The sequence below is a fragment of the Arthrobacter sp. 10T425 genome (assembly GCF_056393985.1).
The window spans coordinates 95,741-112,824 of sequence record NZ_JBFTGZ010000006.1 but is presented as its reverse complement, the minus strand read 5'-3'; the positions used below and the strand labels follow the sequence as shown (position 1 = coordinate 112,824).

The 17,084-nt window shown below is 68.1% G+C and carries 16 protein-coding genes and 2 riboswitches; of the genes, 7 read left to right on the top strand and 9 right to left on the bottom strand.

The window, feature by feature from the left end:
• Positions 1-13 precede the first annotated feature (13 nt).
• The 5 genes from mobA to AC1DDH_RS09290 all read right to left on the bottom strand — a co-directional run bounded on the left by mobA (position 14) and on the right by AC1DDH_RS09290 (position 4,746).
• Positions 14-685 (bottom strand): molybdenum cofactor guanylyltransferase, encoded by a 672-nt coding sequence (gene mobA, locus AC1DDH_RS09310; protein WP_476858025.1) that lies wholly within the window; start codon positions 683-685, stop codon positions 14-16.
• Positions 686-779: 94 nt separating this feature from the next.
• Positions 780-1,280, bottom strand: coding sequence for an HNH endonuclease (locus tag AC1DDH_RS09305; RefSeq protein WP_026266867.1), 501 nt, complete (start codon positions 1,278-1,280; stop codon positions 780-782).
• Positions 1,281-1,499: 219 nt separating this feature from the next.
• Positions 1,500-2,258: an NlpC/P60 family protein gene (locus AC1DDH_RS09300; protein ID WP_230009730.1), complete on the bottom strand. Its 759-nt coding sequence runs from the start codon at positions 2,256-2,258 to the stop codon at positions 1,500-1,502.
• A gap of 295 nt (positions 2,259-2,553) precedes the next feature.
• Positions 2,554-2,723: riboswitch (cyclic di-AMP (ydaO/yuaA leader) on the bottom strand.
• A gap of 136 nt (positions 2,724-2,859) precedes the next feature.
• Positions 2,860-3,681 (bottom strand): M23 family metallopeptidase, encoded by an 822-nt coding sequence (locus AC1DDH_RS09295; RefSeq protein ID WP_476851273.1) that lies wholly within the window; start codon positions 3,679-3,681, stop codon positions 2,860-2,862.
• Between the two features lie 4 nt (positions 3,682-3,685).
• Positions 3,686-3,900, bottom strand: a riboswitch (cyclic di-AMP (ydaO/yuaA leader).
• 150 nt (positions 3,901-4,050) lie between these two features.
• Positions 4,051-4,746 carry an iron-dependent transcriptional repressor DtxR gene (locus AC1DDH_RS09290; RefSeq protein ID WP_476858024.1) on the bottom strand — a complete coding sequence of 232 codons (696 nt, stop codon included), beginning with the start codon at positions 4,744-4,746 and terminating at the stop codon, positions 4,051-4,053.
• Positions 4,747-5,105: 359 nt separating this feature from the next.
• Between AC1DDH_RS09290 and serC the strand changes: the two genes are divergently transcribed.
• Positions 5,106-6,236 (top strand): phosphoserine transaminase, encoded by a 1,131-nt coding sequence (gene serC / locus AC1DDH_RS09285; protein ID WP_476955292.1) that lies wholly within the window; start codon positions 5,106-5,108, stop codon positions 6,234-6,236.
• A 61-nt stretch (positions 6,237-6,297) separates the two neighbouring features.
• Here the strand turns inward: serC and AC1DDH_RS09280 are convergent, their stop codons facing one another.
• From AC1DDH_RS09280 to AC1DDH_RS09270, 3 genes are read right to left on the bottom strand one after another with little or no spacing between them, the layout of a single operon-like run.
• A complete protein-coding gene (locus AC1DDH_RS09280; RefSeq protein WP_476948358.1) occupies positions 6,298-7,617 on the bottom strand; it encodes an MFS transporter in 1,320 nt (439 codons plus the stop codon).
• A gap of 44 nt (positions 7,618-7,661) precedes the next feature.
• Positions 7,662-8,291: a DUF3027 domain-containing protein gene (locus AC1DDH_RS09275; protein WP_476955291.1), complete on the bottom strand. Its 630-nt coding sequence runs from the start codon at positions 8,289-8,291 to the stop codon at positions 7,662-7,664.
• Positions 8,292-8,299: 8 nt separating this feature from the next.
• Positions 8,300-8,683: a cold-shock protein gene (locus AC1DDH_RS09270; protein WP_120955117.1), complete on the bottom strand. Its 384-nt coding sequence runs from the start codon at positions 8,681-8,683 to the stop codon at positions 8,300-8,302.
• A gap of 177 nt (positions 8,684-8,860) precedes the next feature.
• Between AC1DDH_RS09270 and AC1DDH_RS09265 the strand changes: the two genes are divergently transcribed.
• The 6 genes from AC1DDH_RS09265 to AC1DDH_RS09240 all read left to right on the top strand — a co-directional run bounded on the left by AC1DDH_RS09265 (position 8,861) and on the right by AC1DDH_RS09240 (position 15,976).
• Positions 8,861-9,094, top strand: a complete 234-nt coding sequence (locus tag AC1DDH_RS09265) for a hypothetical protein (RefSeq protein ID WP_079555362.1) — start codon at positions 8,861-8,863, stop codon at positions 9,092-9,094.
• Positions 9,095-9,104: 10 nt separating this feature from the next.
• Positions 9,105-11,597, top strand: coding sequence for a helicase-associated domain-containing protein (locus AC1DDH_RS09260; RefSeq protein WP_476955290.1), 2,493 nt, complete (start codon positions 9,105-9,107; stop codon positions 11,595-11,597).
• Complete coding sequence (locus AC1DDH_RS09255) at positions 11,594-13,240, top strand: DNA repair helicase XPB (RefSeq protein ID WP_476858019.1); 1,647 nt, start codon at positions 11,594-11,596, stop codon at positions 13,238-13,240. Before AC1DDH_RS09260 ends, AC1DDH_RS09255 begins: the two co-directional genes overlap by 4 nt.
• Before the next feature lie 78 nt (positions 13,241-13,318).
• Positions 13,319-14,029, top strand: coding sequence for a response regulator transcription factor (locus tag AC1DDH_RS09250; protein WP_018775770.1), 711 nt, complete (start codon positions 13,319-13,321; stop codon positions 14,027-14,029).
• Positions 14,030-14,031: 2 nt separating this feature from the next.
• Positions 14,032-15,498 carry a sensor histidine kinase gene (locus AC1DDH_RS09245; RefSeq protein WP_476851307.1) on the top strand — a complete coding sequence of 489 codons (1,467 nt, stop codon included), beginning with the start codon at positions 14,032-14,034 and terminating at the stop codon, positions 15,496-15,498.
• A 190-nt stretch (positions 15,499-15,688) separates the two neighbouring features.
• Complete coding sequence (locus AC1DDH_RS09240; protein ID WP_026538909.1) at positions 15,689-15,976, top strand: WXG100 family type VII secretion target; 288 nt, start codon at positions 15,689-15,691, stop codon at positions 15,974-15,976.
• Positions 15,977-15,989: 13 nt separating this feature from the next.
• On the opposite strand, the gene AC1DDH_RS09235 is transcribed toward AC1DDH_RS09240, so the two are convergent.
• Positions 15,990-17,030 carry an RNase H family protein gene (locus AC1DDH_RS09235; protein WP_476955289.1) on the bottom strand — a complete coding sequence of 347 codons (1,041 nt, stop codon included), beginning with the start codon at positions 17,028-17,030 and terminating at the stop codon, positions 15,990-15,992.
• Positions 17,031-17,084: the final 54 nt, after the last annotated feature.

Here is a 17,084-nt window from a genome sequence, read left to right as displayed (position 1 = left end):
TCCATGGTCGAGTTCAGCTGTGCAGAGCCGGGCCGGAGCCCGGACCGCCGTCGGGAATCCTGCCGGATACCCCCAGTGCGGACGCGTCATCCCAGGTGTCGACGTCATCCGTGGAACCCGGGGGAACGCGAACTTCCCGCACGTCCAGCCTAGCAAGAAGGGCGAACACCGACGCGTTTTCCAGCCGGTCCCGGGACGCGGCGTCCGCGACAGAACGATGTAGCACGGCCGTGCCATAAAAGCCCGCGAGCGGCTGTTTCCGGCCGTCGGCCGAGACGGCCATGACGCCGTCGGCCGCGTCCCTTTCCGGCGTGCCTGCACCGGACGCGGCCAGCGCCTCGGCCAGGGCATGGACCGCGCCTTCCGACCGGGGCATGTCACACGCCAGGACGAGGGTATAGGGCGCGGCTGCTGCGTGCCGGCTCGCGTGATCGGCGGCCAGGGCGGCCAGCCCCGCCGCGATGGCTGCGGCCGGACCCGCGAAGGGCGGCTCTTCCCGGCAGGTCAGGACGCCGCCGGGCAGGCCCCCGGGGTCGGGGCCGACGACGACGGTGCGCCCCGCCGCGCCGGCGGCCCGCAGTGACCGCTCCAGGAGGGTGGCGCCGTCGTAGACCAGCCCGGATTTGGGCACGCCGCCGAGGCGTGAGGACCGCCCCCCGGCGAGAATGATGGCATCGAACTCCATCGTTTCAGCCTAGCGCGGCGCCAGCGGCCACCGAACAAGCCGTCACGTGCGCCGGCAGCGTCTTCACCGGCTGATCAATCAGCAAGGGGGCAGATCAGGCAGCCGATTCAGGCAGCAGGAACGGATCCCAGGCCGGCGTCGGCTTCTCGAGTTCCTTGATCTGCCAGATGGCACCCTTTGGCGGGCCCGGAACAAAACCGATCTTCCAGCCCATCTCCGCCGGCGTATGGTCGCTCTTGGCGTTGTTGCACCGCAGGCACGCCGCCACCAGATTCTCCCAGGAGTCGGCCCCGCCCCGCGATTTGGGCTGGATGTGGTCGATGGTGTGGGCAGCCTTGCCGCAGTACGCGCAGCGGTGGGCATCCCGGCGCAGCACGCCGCGGCGGCTCACCGCAGTCATTGTGTTGTACCTGGGCCGGATGTAGCGGTTCAGCAGGATCACGGACGGGCGGCCCAAAATGTCCTGGGGGCCGACCACGGGGTCGTCCCCTTCGGCCACCACGCTGGCCTTTCCGGTCAGGACAAGGACGAGCGCCCGGCGGAAGGTGATGACCGCCAGCGGTTCATATCCAGCATTCAGAACGAGAGTGCGCATCCGCATACCTCTTCACGGCCGCACCCGCCAGCGGCACGAGGGCCGGCTGCCCTCTGCATGGTCGGGCTATGGATCGACAACACAAGAGTAAACACTCAAGTGCCGGATCACCGAATATTTTTTCACCGGTGCGGTCCCGGGCGCGGAAAGTTCACTGCACGGCAACGCAAAAGACCCCCGCCTGCAGGCGGGGGTCTTTCGGAATGCTGGGGTTCGTGCTTAGGCGCCGACGCGGATGAAGACCGGGCCGGAGCCGACGTTGACGCTGTACAGCGCGGTGGTGCCGCCGTTCCAGCCGCCGTGCACTGCCATGCCGTTGCCGACGTAGACCGCGATGTGAGCCATGCCCACGCCGCCGTTCTGGTAGTAAGCGAGGTCGCCCGGGCGTGCCTCGGCGGCGCTCACGGTGCGGCCCAGGGACAGGTAACCTGCCGGCCAGCCGTGGTAGTGGATGCCTGCCGCGGCCAGGGCGTTGGTGGCGAGGGCGGTGCAGTCCTGCGCCACGCCGATCTGTGCGTAGGCAGCGGCGGCGATGGTCGCGCCTGCGCCGCTTCCGATGCCAGCGGGGGCCTGGGCAGCGACGCCGCCGCTGACGCCAAGCTCGGTGCCGCCGGCGCGGGTGGCCGTGGCGTCCTGGACCTTGACAACGGGCTTGGGAGCCTCGACAACGGGAGCCGGCGTGGTGGTCACGGCGGGCTTCTCGTAGGAGATCGCGATGGTGGAAGCGGCCGAGATGGTGGCCGGAGCTGCGGACTGGACTTCCAGGGCCGAAGCGGAGGTGGATTCGCGCTGAACATTGGTTTCAGCAGCGTTGGCTGCGATTCCGCTGGTCAGGACCAGACCGGAAGCTGCGGCGATGACCGCAGCCTGACGACCCACGCCGCCGGCGTTGTCGCCGACAGCCTTAGCAATAACAGCCAGCGAGTTGGTCTTGGTGACCTCGGCGCGGTGCCGTGCAACGTTTGCACGAGTAGTCATTAAGTTCTCTCTTTCGTGATCCTTGGACCGCGCGCTTTCGGGCGCGGACTGAGGACGCTCCGGCATCTTGGGGGTACGCCGGATCGCCCCGAAATGGGTTACTTAGCGAAGGGTGTACTGCGAAGACGCGCCAAAAGCGGAAACTGCATGCTGTCCGGGCTCGCTAGAGATTGAGCCTGCGGAACGTGATCCAATCCGGGCGCCGGCAAGGGCGGCACGTGATGTGGATTCCAGCGGGCTCGACAGAGCCTCGCCGGTGCGCATGCGCGCAGAATTGTGGCGTGAAGACACGAAAGTAGCCTCTCCCAATGCCTACGAGGTGAGCTGTCGGATTCGGATGGGAGTCACCCGGCCGCGCTGCTTCCTGGGAAGCTTTGCGACTTAACCCCAAGGCCTTCTTTCGAAGGCCAAAATTGGTTCCCCCGCCCCTGCCAGACGATGTAATGCGAACGGACCTTGAGCGGTGGCAGAGCTAGGCAATCCACTCAAGAGCGCCAACTTCGGAAAAGTTGGCGTGCTTCAAACCCTACAGCAGTCCGGATCCAATGTCACATTCAGATCACGGCGTGTCACAGGAAGTTGAGAGCAGCCCATCGTCTTTTTAGAGCCAGCCGAGCGGGTCAACGACATCGCCGTTGACCATCACTTCAAAGTGGAGGTGGCAGCCCGTGGAGGCGCCGGTGGTTCCGCTCATGGCGACGACGTCACCGCGGGAAACCTTCTGGCCGACCTTGACCGAGGCCGAGGACAGGTGGTTGTACGTGGTCTCCAGGCCGTTGCCGTGATCGATGACCACGCGGTTCCCCCCGCCGAAGGGATGCCAGCCGTTGAAGGTCACGGTGCCGCTGGCGGCCGCGTGGACCGCCGTGCCGCACTGGGCGGCGAAATCCTGGCCGCGGTGGAACTCCCCCGCGCCCCCGGTAATGGGGCTGACACGGTAGCCGAAGGGCGAGGCCGTGACCAGCTGGTCGAGCGGCGCACCCAGGGTGCCGGCCGATGCCGCGCGGGTGATGGTGCCCACAGACTGGGCGCTCAGCAGCTGCTTGAGTTTCCCGTCCGGATCGCCCTTCGTGGTGACGGCCGTGCGGTTGAAGTCGACTTTGGCGGCGGCGGCAGCGGTGACATCCGGCTGCACGGCAGCGGAGAGCGCGCCGGACCCGCCCGGATTCGAAGCCATCACCGGGCTCGTGACGGGGACCGTCACGGTCAGAACCAGACCAGTTGCGGCCAGGGCGATCCCGGCCTTCTGCCCGACCCCGCTGGCCGCGGCAAAGTCCGTGACCTGGCGGAACGGACTGCGACGGCGACGGCGTTCATCCCGGTGCACGTCCCGCGGGCGTTCGGCCGTGTGTGCGACGACGGGACGCGGCTCCGGTGCGGGACCGGTCGCGCGGCGACGGCCCCTGGAGGTCTGGGTGGTCAAGAACGGTTCCTCTCTGGATGGCCTGCGAAGTTAGCTGTCGGATTCGGGTCAGAGAGATCAAAGACCCGGTCCGCCGTTGCAAGCAGCCACGCACAGATGCATCCCCAGGGGATCCTTCGGTGGAAGCTGCTTGCCGCTGACGGACTTCACCCCAAGGCTGCCGAAGTAGCAGCCGAAAGTGGTTCCCCCGCCCCTGCCAGGAGGTAGTTCTGCGACTGATCCGCTGGCAGGGCTCGGCTTCGGATCAGGTAACGCTTTGGTATCGGTACTGGGCACTAACTATAGGCGATTAAGCCGCCCGGTAATAAATCCGTAACCGCAATTGTGGACAACTCATGGGTCGTCCCATGACCGGCGCGTAGTGGCTGGTCAGGCGACTGTTACAAAGACGTGCGCGGCAACCTCGGGCGGCAGTTCCAGGGCACCTTCGATATCGGGGACGCGGACCGAGATGTACTCCCCCACCCGCTCCAGCGAGACAAGCGCGCCAGGCCTGATTCCGCCCTCGTCGAGCTGGGCCAGAAGCTCCGGCTCCACCTGGATCGGCTCCGCGAGCCGGTTGACCGTAACCCGGGAACTTACCCCGTAGCCGGCCATGGCCTCCAGCAGGTTCACAGGCCTGTCCACGGGGGCGCCATTGGGAACGCCGCCAAGATCCGCAAGCCCCGGAATAGGGTTTCCGTAGGGCGAGACTGTCGGGTGGTTGAGCATCTCGAAGATTCTTCGCTCGACGCGTTCGCTCATGACATGTTCCCAGCGGCACGCTTCCTCGTGGACGTAGGCCCAGTCGAGCCCGATCACGTCCGCGAGGAGGCGTTCGGCCAGACGGTGCTTGCGCATGACACCGATTGCACGTTTCCGTCCGGTTTCCGTCAATTCAAGGTGCCGGTCGCCGGAAACAACCACCAGCCCGTCGCGCTCCATCCGGCCGATCGTCTGGGACACAGTGGGGCCGGAGTGGCGGAGCCGTTCGGCGATGCGGGCGCGGAGGGCAACGATGTTTTCTTCTTCAAGTTCCAGAATGGTCCGAAGATACATCTCCGTGGTATCGATCAGATCCGTCATTCAGCTCAGCTCCTCGAGCGCAGTCCTAGCGTCATTCCCACCGTACCGCGTGCGGGCTGCATGCAGGATGCGCCCAGGCGGGAACCGCCGTACGTTCGCATGCCAGCCTAGCCTATTTTGAATTACTCCGGATAATCTTTCGATCGACCTGGAGCTATTATCCCAGCCCCAGCCGGCCGGCCGTCCCCGGCGTCTCAATGACCGGACTATGACAGGCCTTTTTCCGTATCGCCGGGAGCTGTCAGGCAAAATAAAACAGGCAGAATGAAACAGGCAGAATGAAAAGGGGGGTCCGTGGTAGCCATCCCTGCCCGCCACCTCCCAGCCACGCTACGAACCAGCCGAAAATTGGAGCCACTGTGAGCGACACCAGCATCACGATCCCCGCCAACCTCCTGCCCAAGGACGGACGGTTCGGCGCCGGCCCGTCCAAAGTCCGGCCGGAACAGATGGACGCCCTGGCCGCGGCATCGTCGAAGCTGCTGGGGACCTCGCACCGCCAGGCACCCGTGAAGAACCTGGTCGGCTCGGTGCGCAGCGGCCTCAGCGAATTCTTCCGGGCACCGGAAGGCTATGAAGTCGTGCTGGGCGTCGGCGGATCTACCGCGTTCTGGGACATTGCCAGCTTCGGGCTCGTGGAGAACAAAGCGCAGCACCTGTCCTTCGGCGAGTTCGGCTCGAAGTTCGCCTCCGCCACCAACAAGGCGCCGTTCCTTGCCGAGTCCTCCATCATCAAGGCCGAACCCGGCACCCGCCCCACCGCCCGGGCGGAGGCCGGCGTCGACGTCTATGCGTGGCCGCAGAACGAGACCTCAACCGGCGTGGCCGCCCCCGTCCAGCGGGTGGCCGGCGCCGACGAGGGGTCGCTGGTGCTCGTGGACGCGACCTCGGCCGCGGGCGGGCTGGACGTGGACGTGGCGGAGTCGGACGTGTACTACTTCGCGCCGCAGAAGAACTTCGCATCCGACGGCGGCCTGTGGCTGGGCCTGTTCTCCCCGGCCGCGCTGGAACGGGCGGCACGGATCAAGGCCGGCGACCGCTGGATTCCCGACTTCCTTGACCTCCAGACGGCGATCGACAATTCCCGGCTGAACCAGACCTACAACACCCCCGCACTGGCCACCCTGGTGACCCTGGACGCCCAGGTGCAGTGGCTCAACGCCAACGGCGGCCTGGACTTCGCCGCCGGCCGGACCACGGATTCTGCCGGCCGCATCTACCGCTGGGCCGAAGCGTCCGAATACGCCACGCCGTTCGTGGCCAAGGCCGAGGACCGCTCGAACGTGATCGCCACGATCGACTTCGATGACTCGATCGACGCCGCGGCCATCGCCAAGGTGCTCCGCGCCAACGGCGTCGTCGACACCGAGCCGTACCGCAAGCTGGGCCGCAACCAGCTGCGCATCGCCACCTTCGTGGCGATCGAGCCCGACGATGTCTCGGCACTGCTCGAGTGCATCGATTTCGTCGTGGCGGAACTGAAGAAGTAGCCCTGCGTCCGGCGGCGTCACGGCCCCTGAGAACCTAAGCCGTGACGGCGCCGTCGTCGTTTCAGGTCCGTCCGCCCTGCTGTGCCTCCGGCAGCGCGTCCCTGCCGGCACCGGCCGCCCCGGTCCGGCTTTCGACGCGGAAGTACCGCAGCCCGTGGGCGCGGCGGTTGAAGTGGAGCCGCAGGTGCTTCGCGCGGATGATCCACACCAGCCCGATCAGGGCCGCCAGCAGGCCGGCGCCCGCCGCGACCGCCATGGACCAGCGGGGGCCGGCGGTGTTTGCCACCCAGCCGACGAGCGGCGCACCAAGGGGGGTTCCGCCCATGAAGATCGCCATGTAGAGGGCCATCACCCGGCCCCGCATTACGGGCTCTGTCGTGGTCTGGACGTACCCGTTGGCGCTCGTCATCATGGTGATCGCGAACAGCCCCACGGGCACAAGTGCGACGCCGTACCAGAAGTAGTTCGGGGCCATCGCTGCGATGCCCGAGGTCACGCCGAAGGCGGCGGCCGCCCCGAAGATGACCCGCAGCCGTGGCTTGCCGCGCCCGGCGGACAGCAGGGCCCCGGCGACGGATCCGATGGCCATGATCGAATTCATCAGGCCGAAGGCCCCCGCGTCCAGGCCGAATTCGGTCCCCACCATGGCCGCGATGAACAGGGCGAAATTCAGCCCCAGAGTTCCCACGATGAAGATCGCCACCAGCACCACGACCAAATCCGGACGGTACCTCACATAGCGCAGCCCCTCCCGGATCCTGCCCTTGCCCGCCGGTGCCCGCGGCAGCCGGCGCAGCGACGACGACGGGATTTTCGCCAGGCTCAGCAACAGGGGCACAAAGGTGAGCGTATTAATGAGGAAGACCCAGCCGGGCCCGACGACGGCCGTGAGCACGCCGGCGACGGCCGGACCGATCATCCGGGCAACATTGAAAGACGCGCTGTTCAGGGCCACTGCGTTGGGCAGGTAGTCGTCCTGGACGAGTTCCGAGACGAAGGTCTGCCGGACGGGGGCGTCCAGGGCGGAGACCACCCCGAGCATCAGGGCAAAGGCGTAGACGTGCCAGAGCTGCGCCGCGCCCGTGACCACCAGGATGCCCAGCCCCGCGCTCAGCAGCGCCATGGCGGACTGCGTCAGCACCAGGAGCCTCTTGCGGTTGAACCGGTCGGCGACCAGCCCGGCCACGGGTGCCAGGAAGAGTTGCGGGCCCAGCTGCAGGGCCATTGTGATTCCCACCGCCCCGGCATCGTGCGCCGTCAGGTGGGCGAACACCAGCCAGTCCTGGGCGGTGCGCTGCATCCAGGTGCCAACGTTGGAAATGAGGGCGCCGACGAACCAGACCCGGTAGTTCAGGATGTGCAGGGATTTGAACGTGGACATCAGCCCCAGCCCTCCCCAGACACCCTCCCGGACGCTTCCAACCGCTAGTCGGCCTCGCCCGTGGAGCGTTCCCGCTCGTCGTCGTCGGTGTCAGTGGCGTCGTCGGCGTCAGTGTCGGCGTCAGCGGCGTCGGCGTCGGCGTCGGCGTCGGCGTCGGCGTCGGCGTCGGCGTCATCCTGCTGGTCGGCGTCGGACGCCTGTGACGGCGCTTCGGAACCGGACGGCGCCTCGGCAGCCTCGTCAGCCTGCGCGTCTTCCGGGCGGACCCGTTCGGCCCACGGAACCCAGGCCGGTGCCAGGATGGAGTCCTCGGAGGGCAGGAGCCCAAGTTCGTCCACCGTGACCACCTTGGAGCGCGAGTTGCGTGTCAGCACGGCGTACCACTGCCAGCCCAGGTATCCGGGGAGCCTGGATTCGAACAGGTGGGTCACCAGGCGGTCGCCCTCGCTCCGGGCACCGATGTGCTCGCCGATCTGCTCGGCGGGGGCAATGCCCTCCACCGCGGTGCGGGCGACGTCGACGGCGGCGGCCAGGAAGGCGTCAGGCTTGCCGGTGCGCCAGACGGGCACGCCGGCGCGCGGGCGGATTCCCTGCTTGGAGCCGGTTGCTTTGGCCCCGGCGGGCGCTGCGGTTCCGGCATCCGGCGCCGGCAACTGATCAGGTTCCTGAGTCATCAAAAGCCTTATACGTCCAGCTCGTCGGCAACCTTACGGAGGGCCGCTGCGATCGCCTTGCCCTTGTTGCCTTCCGGGTACTTGCCCGCGGACAGGGTCCCGGACAGGTTATCCAGCACGCTGACGAGGTCCTGGACCAGCGGGGCAAGGTCCTTGGCGCTGGGCCGCTTTGCCTTGGCGATGGACGGCGTCTTGTCCAGCACGCGCAGGCCCAGGGCCTGGGCACCCTTGCGTCCGTCGGCTACACCAAATTCAACACGCGTGCCGGCCTTGAGCTCCGTGATGCCTTCGGGCAGCGCGGACTTGGGCAGGAAGACTTCCTGGCCGTCCTCGCCCGCGAGGAATCCGAAGCCTTTTTCCTTGTCATACCACTTGACCTTGCCGGTAGGCACGTAATCAACCTTCTTCGTTCTGCGGGGACACGGCCGGCGGTCACCGCATCCGCATGGATACGCGGGTTCAGGGTATGACTGCCCGGACCGTGTTGGTCTGTATCTCCAAGGTTATCCTGCCTGGTTCACTTTAACGGCTTGAGGCGCGGGCGATGCCGGACTGTTAGCGTTGCCCCCATGACACTGACGCGTTACCGGCGGCCTTTGATGATCGTAGCGGCCACCCTTGCTGTGCTGTCCCTCGTTGCCGTCGGCGCTGTCATGGCGATGGCCTTCAACAATGCCGTGGCGCCCGCTTGGATTACCTCGACGGCCCTCTACGGCCTCCCGGTGGCATTCCTGCTCATGCTGGCCCTCGTTGTAGACGCGGTGGCAGCCCGGCGCCGCCCGCGCGGGCCCGGCGAAAGGTAACGTTGGAGCGATGTCCCTCATCCGCGCGCTCAGCAAGGAACTTCAGGCACGAAGCGACGAATCGTTGCGGGCCTTGTTCTCCGCGCGGCCGGACCTGATTTCTCCCGGCGTCCCGGACTTCGCCGCCCTCGCCGCCCGCGCCAGCGGACGCGTCAGCGTCCAGCGGGCACTCGAACGGCTCAACCGCCCGCAGATGCAGGTCCTGGAAACCCTGCACCTGTGCACCAACGCCGATACCGGGCACAGCGCGTCGGCGGCGATGCTGAAGAAACTGATCAACGGCTCCTCGGTTGCCGCCGTCGACCGGCTCCTCCATTCCCTGCAGGAACTGGCCCTCGTCCACCGCGCAGATCCGCCGCACGGCGCGACCCCCGCCGCCGCCAAGCAGCGCCACTACCTTCCGGTCGGCAGCCTCAAGGACGTGATTGGCATCTACCCTGCGGGGCTGGGGCGCAGCTACACCGAACTGGTGCGGCTCCAGCCTGCTTTCACGCAGCGCGTGGTGCAGCTGGTGGGGGAACTTCACCGCGCCGGGGCGTCCATCTCTCCCGCCACGACGCCGATGGAAGCCGCCCTGTCCCTGCAGCACTGGACGGCAACACCGGAATCGCTCCAGCAAATCCTGGCCACCGCACCGGACCGGACCGCCGCCCTTCTGGCCCGGTTCGGGAACTGGGCCATGGGCGCCGTCCCGCAGGCGCAGCGCCGGGCGTCCGTGCTCCACGAAGGCGCCGACGTCGGCCCCGTGGACTGGCTGCTGGCGCGCGGGCTGCTGGTACCGCTGGACGCCGCGCACGTCGAACTGCCGCACAGCGTCGGAGTGTCGCTGCGCGGCGGGTTTGTCATCGAGAACTTTTCGCTCACGCCGCCTGTCCCCCGGCTGGGCAACACGAGCGCGGGGCTGCGCCGAAACGCCGCGTTGGGCGCCATCGCCGAGACGCTGCGGCTCGTCGGCGAAGTGCTCTACACCGTGCGCGAACAGCCGCTGGCGACGCTGCGAAGCGGGGGCGTCGGGGTCCGGGAGATGAAGCGGCTGGGGGATTCCCTGCGGATGGACGTGCACGAGGCCGGCGTCCTCGCGGAGCTCTGCGGAATGGCCGGTCTGCTGCGGCTGGACGTCGACAGTTCTGCGTGGGTGCAGCCGCCGCAGCTGGAGTGGCTGTCGCTGCCGCGGCAGGAGCAGTGGCTGTGGCTGGTCAACGCCTGGCTGGCCAGCGAGCGCGCACCGTCCCTCGTGGGCCAGCCGGTGAATGCTGCCGCCCCGGGCCCGGCCGGGCACCGGGGCCCGGCCGGGACCACCATCAATGCGCTCTCCGCCGAGGCGCAGCGGCCGGACGCCCCGGTGGTCCGGAAAAGGGTCCTGGAAATCCTGCACGAACTCACCCTTGAGGCCGTGGCGCCCGACGGGCAGGCCCCCGTCCTCGATGCCGCCGCCGTGCTGGAGCGTGCCGAGTGGACGCAGCCCCGGATGGCCAGGCGCTTCAGCTCGCTGATCCGCGGCATCCTCGCGGAGGCCGAGATGCTTGGCCTGATCGGCTCTGGGGCGCTGAGCCAGCTGGGCGCCGCGATCGCCGCCGAGCAGCCGGACGACGCCCTGGGGATCCTGGGCGAACACCTGCCGGCGGCCCTGCAGCACGTGTTGCTGCAGGCGGACCTGACGGCGGTGGCGCCGGGCTACCTCGACCCCGAACTGAGCGAACGGCTCCTGACCATGGCCACGGCCGAAGGGCAGGGACCGGCCACCATCTACCGGTTCTCCGTCACCTCCGTGCGCCGGGCCCTCGACACCGGCCAGGACGCCGCGGCGATGCTGGACTTCCTGCGCCAGCATTCGGCCACCGCCATCCCGCAGCCCCTCCAGTACCTCATCGAAGACACCGCCGCGCGCCATTCCCGGCTCCGGGTGGGGGCCGCGGCCAGCTTTATCCAAAGCGAGGACGAGGCTGCCCTGCTGGAACTGCTCAACGCCCCGGCCGCGGCTGGCCTCGGGCTGGTGCGCATCGCGCCCACCGTGGTCGTCTCCCACGCCGCGCCCCGGGAAACCGCCCAGGCCCTCCGGGGTCTGGGGCTCGCCCCGGTCCTGGAGGAAGCTGCCTCCGCCATCGTCCGGCTGCGCCGCAGCACCCCTGCGCCCGGCAGCGGCCGGCCGGTCTACACCGCCCCGCGGACCGCTCCGCCGGAGGCCGACATCGAGGCCCAGCTCGCCGTGCTGCGCACCAACGGGTCCCGGGCGCCGGGCTCCGGCGCCCACCCGCCCGCGGCACCGGGCAGCGAGGAAGCGACCCAGTTGGGCCTCGAGACCCTGCTGAAGGCGATCCGCCTCAGGCAGCGGGTCATCATGAACGTCGTGGACAGCATGGGGAATGCCACCCGCGAGACGGTTGTTCCGGTAGCTGTGAATGGCGGGCGGGTGCGGGTGTTCGATCCGGACAAGGAAATCGAGCGGGTCCTGTCCATCCACCGCATTATCGACGTAGAAGCTACAGAGGAATTGTTCCAGTGAATGACGGGCCCCTGATCGTCCAGAGTGACAAGACCATCCTGCTGGAGGTCGACCACGAACTCGCAACGGAGGCCCGGCACGCCATCGCGGCGTTCGCCGAGCTGGAACGGGCCCCGGAGCATGTGCACAGCTACCGGCTGACGCCGCTGGGGCTCTGGAACGCCCGGGCGGCCGGGCTGGACGCCGAAAAAGTGCTGGACACCCTGCTCACGTACTCCCGTTTCCCCGTGCCCCATTCCCTGCTGATCGACGTCGAAGAGACCATGTCCCGGTACGGCCGGCTCCGGCTGGAGAAGGACCCGCAGCACGGCCTGGTCATGCGCACCTCCGACTACCCGGTGCTCGAGGAAATCAGCCGCGCCAAGAAGATCGCCCCGCTGCTCGGGCCACGGATCGACGGCGAGACGGTGGTGGTGCATTCCTCCCAGCGCGGCCAGCTCAAGCAGCTGCTGCTCAAGCTTGGCTGGCCGGCCGAGGACCTGGCCGGCTACGTGGACGGCACCCCGCACCCCATCATGCTCAACGAATCGGGCTGGAAGCTGCGGCCCTACCAGCAACTGGCCGCGGAGAACTTCTGGGCCGGCGGCAGCGGCGTCGTCGTCCTTCCCTGCGGCGCCGGCAAGACGCTGGTCGGCGCGGCCGCCATGGCCACCAGCTCCACCACCACACTGATCCTGGTGACCAACACCGTCGCCGCGCGGCAGTGGAAGGACGAGCTCCTCAAACGCACGTCGCTGACTGAGGAGGAGATCGGCGAGTACTCCGGCTCCGTCAAGGAAGTCCGGCCGGTCACGATCGCCACCTACCAGGTCCTGACCACGAAGCGCGGCGGGCTGTACCCGCACCTGGAGCTCGTGGACGGCAACGACTGGGGCCTGATCATCTACGACGAGGTCCACCTGCTGCCCGCGCCGATCTTCCGGATGACGGCGGACCTGCAGGCCCGTCGGCGGCTCGGGCTGACCGCCACGTTGGTGCGGGAGGACGGCCGGGAGGGCGAGGTCTTCAGCCTGATCGGGCCGAAACGCTACGACGCGCCGTGGAAGGACATCGAGGCCCAGGGCTACATCGCCCCGGCCGATTGCGTGGAAGTCCGGGTGGACCTGCCCCGCGACGAACGGGTGGCCTATGCCATGGCCGAGGACGCCGACAAATACCGGCTGTGTGCCACCTCCGAGACGAAGACCCGGGTGGTCGAAGAACTCGTCGCCGAACACGCCGGGGAACAGCTCCTGGTGATCGGGCAGTACATCGACCAGCTCGACGAGATCGGCGAGCGCCTGGGCGCGCCGGTGATCAAGGGCGACACGTCGGTGAAGGAGCGCCAGCGGCTGTTCGACGCGTTCCGCGCCGGCGAGGTGCAGACCCTGGTGGTGTCCAAAGTCGCCAATTTCTCCATCGACCTGCCCGAGGCGTCGGTCGCGATCCAGGTCTCCGGTTCATTCGGGTCCCGCCAGGAGGAGGCCCAGCGCCTGGGCCGGCTGCTGCGCCCGAAGAAGGACGGCCGCTCCGCCCGGTTCTATTCGCTCGTGGCCAGGGACACCCTGGACCAGGATTTCGCCGCGAAGCGGCAGCGGTTCCTCGCCGAGCAGGGGTACGCCTACCGGATCATGGACGCCAAGGACGTCGGCACCGCGGGCTAGGCGGGGGCCGGGGATGCGGCCATGCAACACACAACCTCCATTCAGAAAACTCCCAGAGTCTGGGAGCATCATGGGAACATGAAGAAGAACGGTCCCGAAGCCAAGCTCCTCGTCGTCGATGACGAACCGAACATCCGCGAGCTGCTCTCCACGTCCCTGCGCTTCGCTGGTTTTGAAGTCGTCTCGGCCGGCAGCGGACGCGAGGCGCTGGCTGCTGCTGAGTTGCACTCCCCCGATCTGGCGGTGCTGGACGTCATGCTGCCGGACATGGACGGCTTCACCGTTACCCGCCGCCTGCGCGCCGCCGGCAAGCACTTCCCGGTCCTGTTCCTCACGGCCAAGGACGACACCGAGGACAAAGTCACCGGTTTGACCGTGGGCGGGGACGATTACGTCACCAAACCGTTCAGCCTCGACGAGGTGGTGGCCCGCATCCGCGCCGTACTCCGGCGCACGCAACCCCAGGTCGACGATGACGCCGTGATCCGGGTCGATGACCTCCAGCTCGACGACGACGCCCACGAGGTCCGCCGCGGCGGGACCGTGATCGAGCTCTCGCCCACGGAATTCAAGCTCCTGCGCTACCTCATGCTCAATCCGAACCGGGTCCTGTCCAAGGCCCAGATCCTCGACCATGTATGGGAGTACGACTTCAACGGCGACGCCTCGATCGTGGAGTCGTACATCTCCTACCTGCGCCGCAAAGTGGATATCGATCCCGATGCCCCGGCACTGATCCAGACCAAGCGCGGCGTCGGCTACGTTCTGCGGACTGCCGAGAAGCGCTGACCTTGCTGTACCGCTGGAAATCGGCGTCGCTGCGCTCGCAGCTCGTGGCCATCATGATGGCGCTCATGCTGGTGGCCCTCACGGCTACCGGGGCGGGCACGCTGACGCTGCTGCACAGCTTCCTGCAGGGCCAGGTGGATGACAAGCTCCGGGCCGCCGTCGAATCCGCGCGGCAGCAGCAGTCCTTCAGCCAGCTGCAGGAGACCAACTCCACCGTTCCCACCGACTACTCGCTGATGCTCTTCAGCCCCGGTCTTCCGCCCTACACGTTCGGCGGCGACAAGGAATCCCACCCCGCGCTCAGCACCTTTTCCTCGGTCGAGGCCCGGGAACGCCAGCAGATGCCGTTCCAGGTCCGCGGATCCGAGGGCGGCAGCTGGCGGGTCGTGGCCGTCAGCGTGGTGGACAACAACAACCGCGGCGCCGTCGTCGTGATCGGGCTGCCGCTGGACCCCGTGGATTCGGTGATGGAACACGCTGCCCTGGTGGTGGTGGGTGTGGGCCTGCTGACGCTTGTGCTGGCGTTCTTCATTGCCACCTGGACTGTTTCGCGGTCCTTCCGGCCGCTGGCCCGGGTGGAGAAGACGGCCGCCGCGATCGCCGCGGGAGACTTGTCCCAGCGTGTGGAGGTGGAGAACCCGGGCACGGAGGTGGGCCGGCTTGGGAGCTCGCTCAATGCCATGCTCGCGCACATTGAGACGGCCTTCGCCGCCAGGATGGCGTCCGAGGCGCGGATGCGGCGCTTCGCCGCCGACGCCTCGCACGAACTGAGAACCCCGCTGGTGACCATCCGCGGGTTCTCCGAGCTGTACCGGCACGGGGCGTTGTCCACCCCGGAAGACGTGGCCACGGCTATGGGGCGGATCGAAAGCGAAGCCAAACGCATGGGAGCCATGGTCGAAGACCTGCTGCTGCTGGCCAGGATCGACGAACAGCGGCCGTTGCAGCAGAAGCCCGCAGACCTGCTGCTGCTGGCCAACGACGCCGTGGTGGACACCCAGGCGAGCGACCGCAGCCGCACCATCACCCTCACCGGGATTGACGGCGCGGCCCCGGCCGCCGCCCCGGTGCTGGGCGACGAAGCCAAACTGCGCCAAGTGGTCAGCAACCTGGTCGGCAATGCCCTGCGCTACACGCCGGAGGGCACCCCGGTCGAAATTGGCGTCGGGGTCCGGACCGCACCGGACGGAACACGGCAGTCCGTGATCGAGGTCCGGGACCACGGACCGGGGGTTCCGGATGAGGAGGCGGCCCGTATTTTCGAGCGCTTCTACCGGGCCGACACCTCCCGGACCAGGGAGACCGGCGGCAGCGGACTTGGCCTGGCGATCGTGGCCGCCATCGTCGGCTCGCATTCCGGGTCCGTGCGGGTCGGGAAGACCGACGGCGGCGGTGCCACGCTGGTGGTCAGCATCCCGCTCCTGGACGAAGAGGCCACGGAACGGTCCACAGCGGACTTATCCACATAGGGGCCGACGGCGGTGTCCGGCCGGCGCGCCGCCCGCCTACGCTCGAGGTGTCCGGAAGATCCGGATGAGGCAGCCGCTCCCCGCCAGCTCTCACCGAAAATGTCACCGCAATACCTCACCGCAGACCCGCTGACGTTCACCGTGCTTCGCCGGGCCGCGGCCGCCTCCCGAGCATTCGAGAGGCATTTCCATGAGCATCATCTCCGTCGATACCGAACTCCTCCAGCTAAAGTCCGCCAACGTGCAGGCCACGGTGGAGAGGATCAGCGCGGACGTCCACGCCATGAAACGGGGGCTGGACGAGCTCCAGGGCAGCTGGCGGGGCTCCGCGGCGACTAATTTCCAAACCCTCGTGGCCGAGTGGACGCTGACCCAGGGCAGGGTCGAGGCGTCCCTGGCGTCCATCAACCTCGCGCTGAACTCCGCTGCCGCCACCTATGCGCAGGCGGAACTGGGCAATGCGCAGCGCTTCACGTGAGCCGCACGCGCCCTCAGGCCTCGGGTGTGCCCTGATGGAAGCGCAGGCGCCATTGGGCGCCTTCAAGGACCCACAGGGAGCTGCGCAGGGCTGATCCCTCACGGGACCGGCTGCGGTAGGTCAGCAGGATGGTCTTCTCACCCAGCCGGTCCGCGCCCAACAGTTCCAGCTCCACGGCTCCGCCCGGGTTGTCCTCGAGTGACATCATCATGGCGTCGCGGGTCCAGATCCGGCCGGAGCTGCCGATTTCGGTGAAGCCCGGGTGGAGCAGCACGCCCGTGCGGCCCAGGTCTGCCCGGGTTTCGGGGCGGAGCAGTTCGCGTTCGAGGGACTCGACGACGGCTTCGGCGCTGGCCTCCGCCCGGTCTACGGCAGGTTCTTCTTCAAGTTCGCTGAAGAGGTCCGGTTCGTCGTAGGTCCCCGGCGCGCCAAAGAGTTCCTGCTGGCCGGCTGGCGCCGGGGCTGCCTGCGGCCGGGTCGCGGCCGCAGGGGCGGCTGCGGGTGGGGCGGCGGACTGGGCGGCGGGCTGCATCTTGTCCTGCTGTGTTTTGCCCGCTGGCGGTTCGCCCGCTGGCGGTTCGCCCTCCGGGGTGCCGAACCCGGGACCCTGCCGGACGGCCACGCCCTGCTGGTACGCCGTGGCCGCTGCCCGGGCGCGGACGTCGGCCGCCTCGTTGAGCTCGTGCCCCGCGTGGCCCCGCACCCACTCGAAGGTGTACTTGCGGCCCACGAGCGCCTGGTCGATGTCCTTGAGGAGGTCCACGTTCAGCACCGGCTTGCCGTCGGCTTTGCGCCAGCCCTTGCGTTTCCAGCCGGGCATCCACTTGGTCACGGCGTTGATGACGTACTGGCTGTCGCAGAGGATCAGCAGGTCTTCCCTGGGCATGTGCGCCGTTGCCCGGAACAGGTCCAGCACCGCCATCAGTTCGCCCTGGTTGTTCGTGCCGTGGGGCCACCCCCCGGCCCGCCAGCAGTCGTCATTCACGTACCAGGCCCAGCCGGCCGGGCCAGGATTTCCTAAGGCCGAACCGTCGGCCGCTGCTGTAATCGTCACTGACCTATCCTGCCAGAACCCGCCGACGCCCACCGACGCTCCCTTGGACAGGGG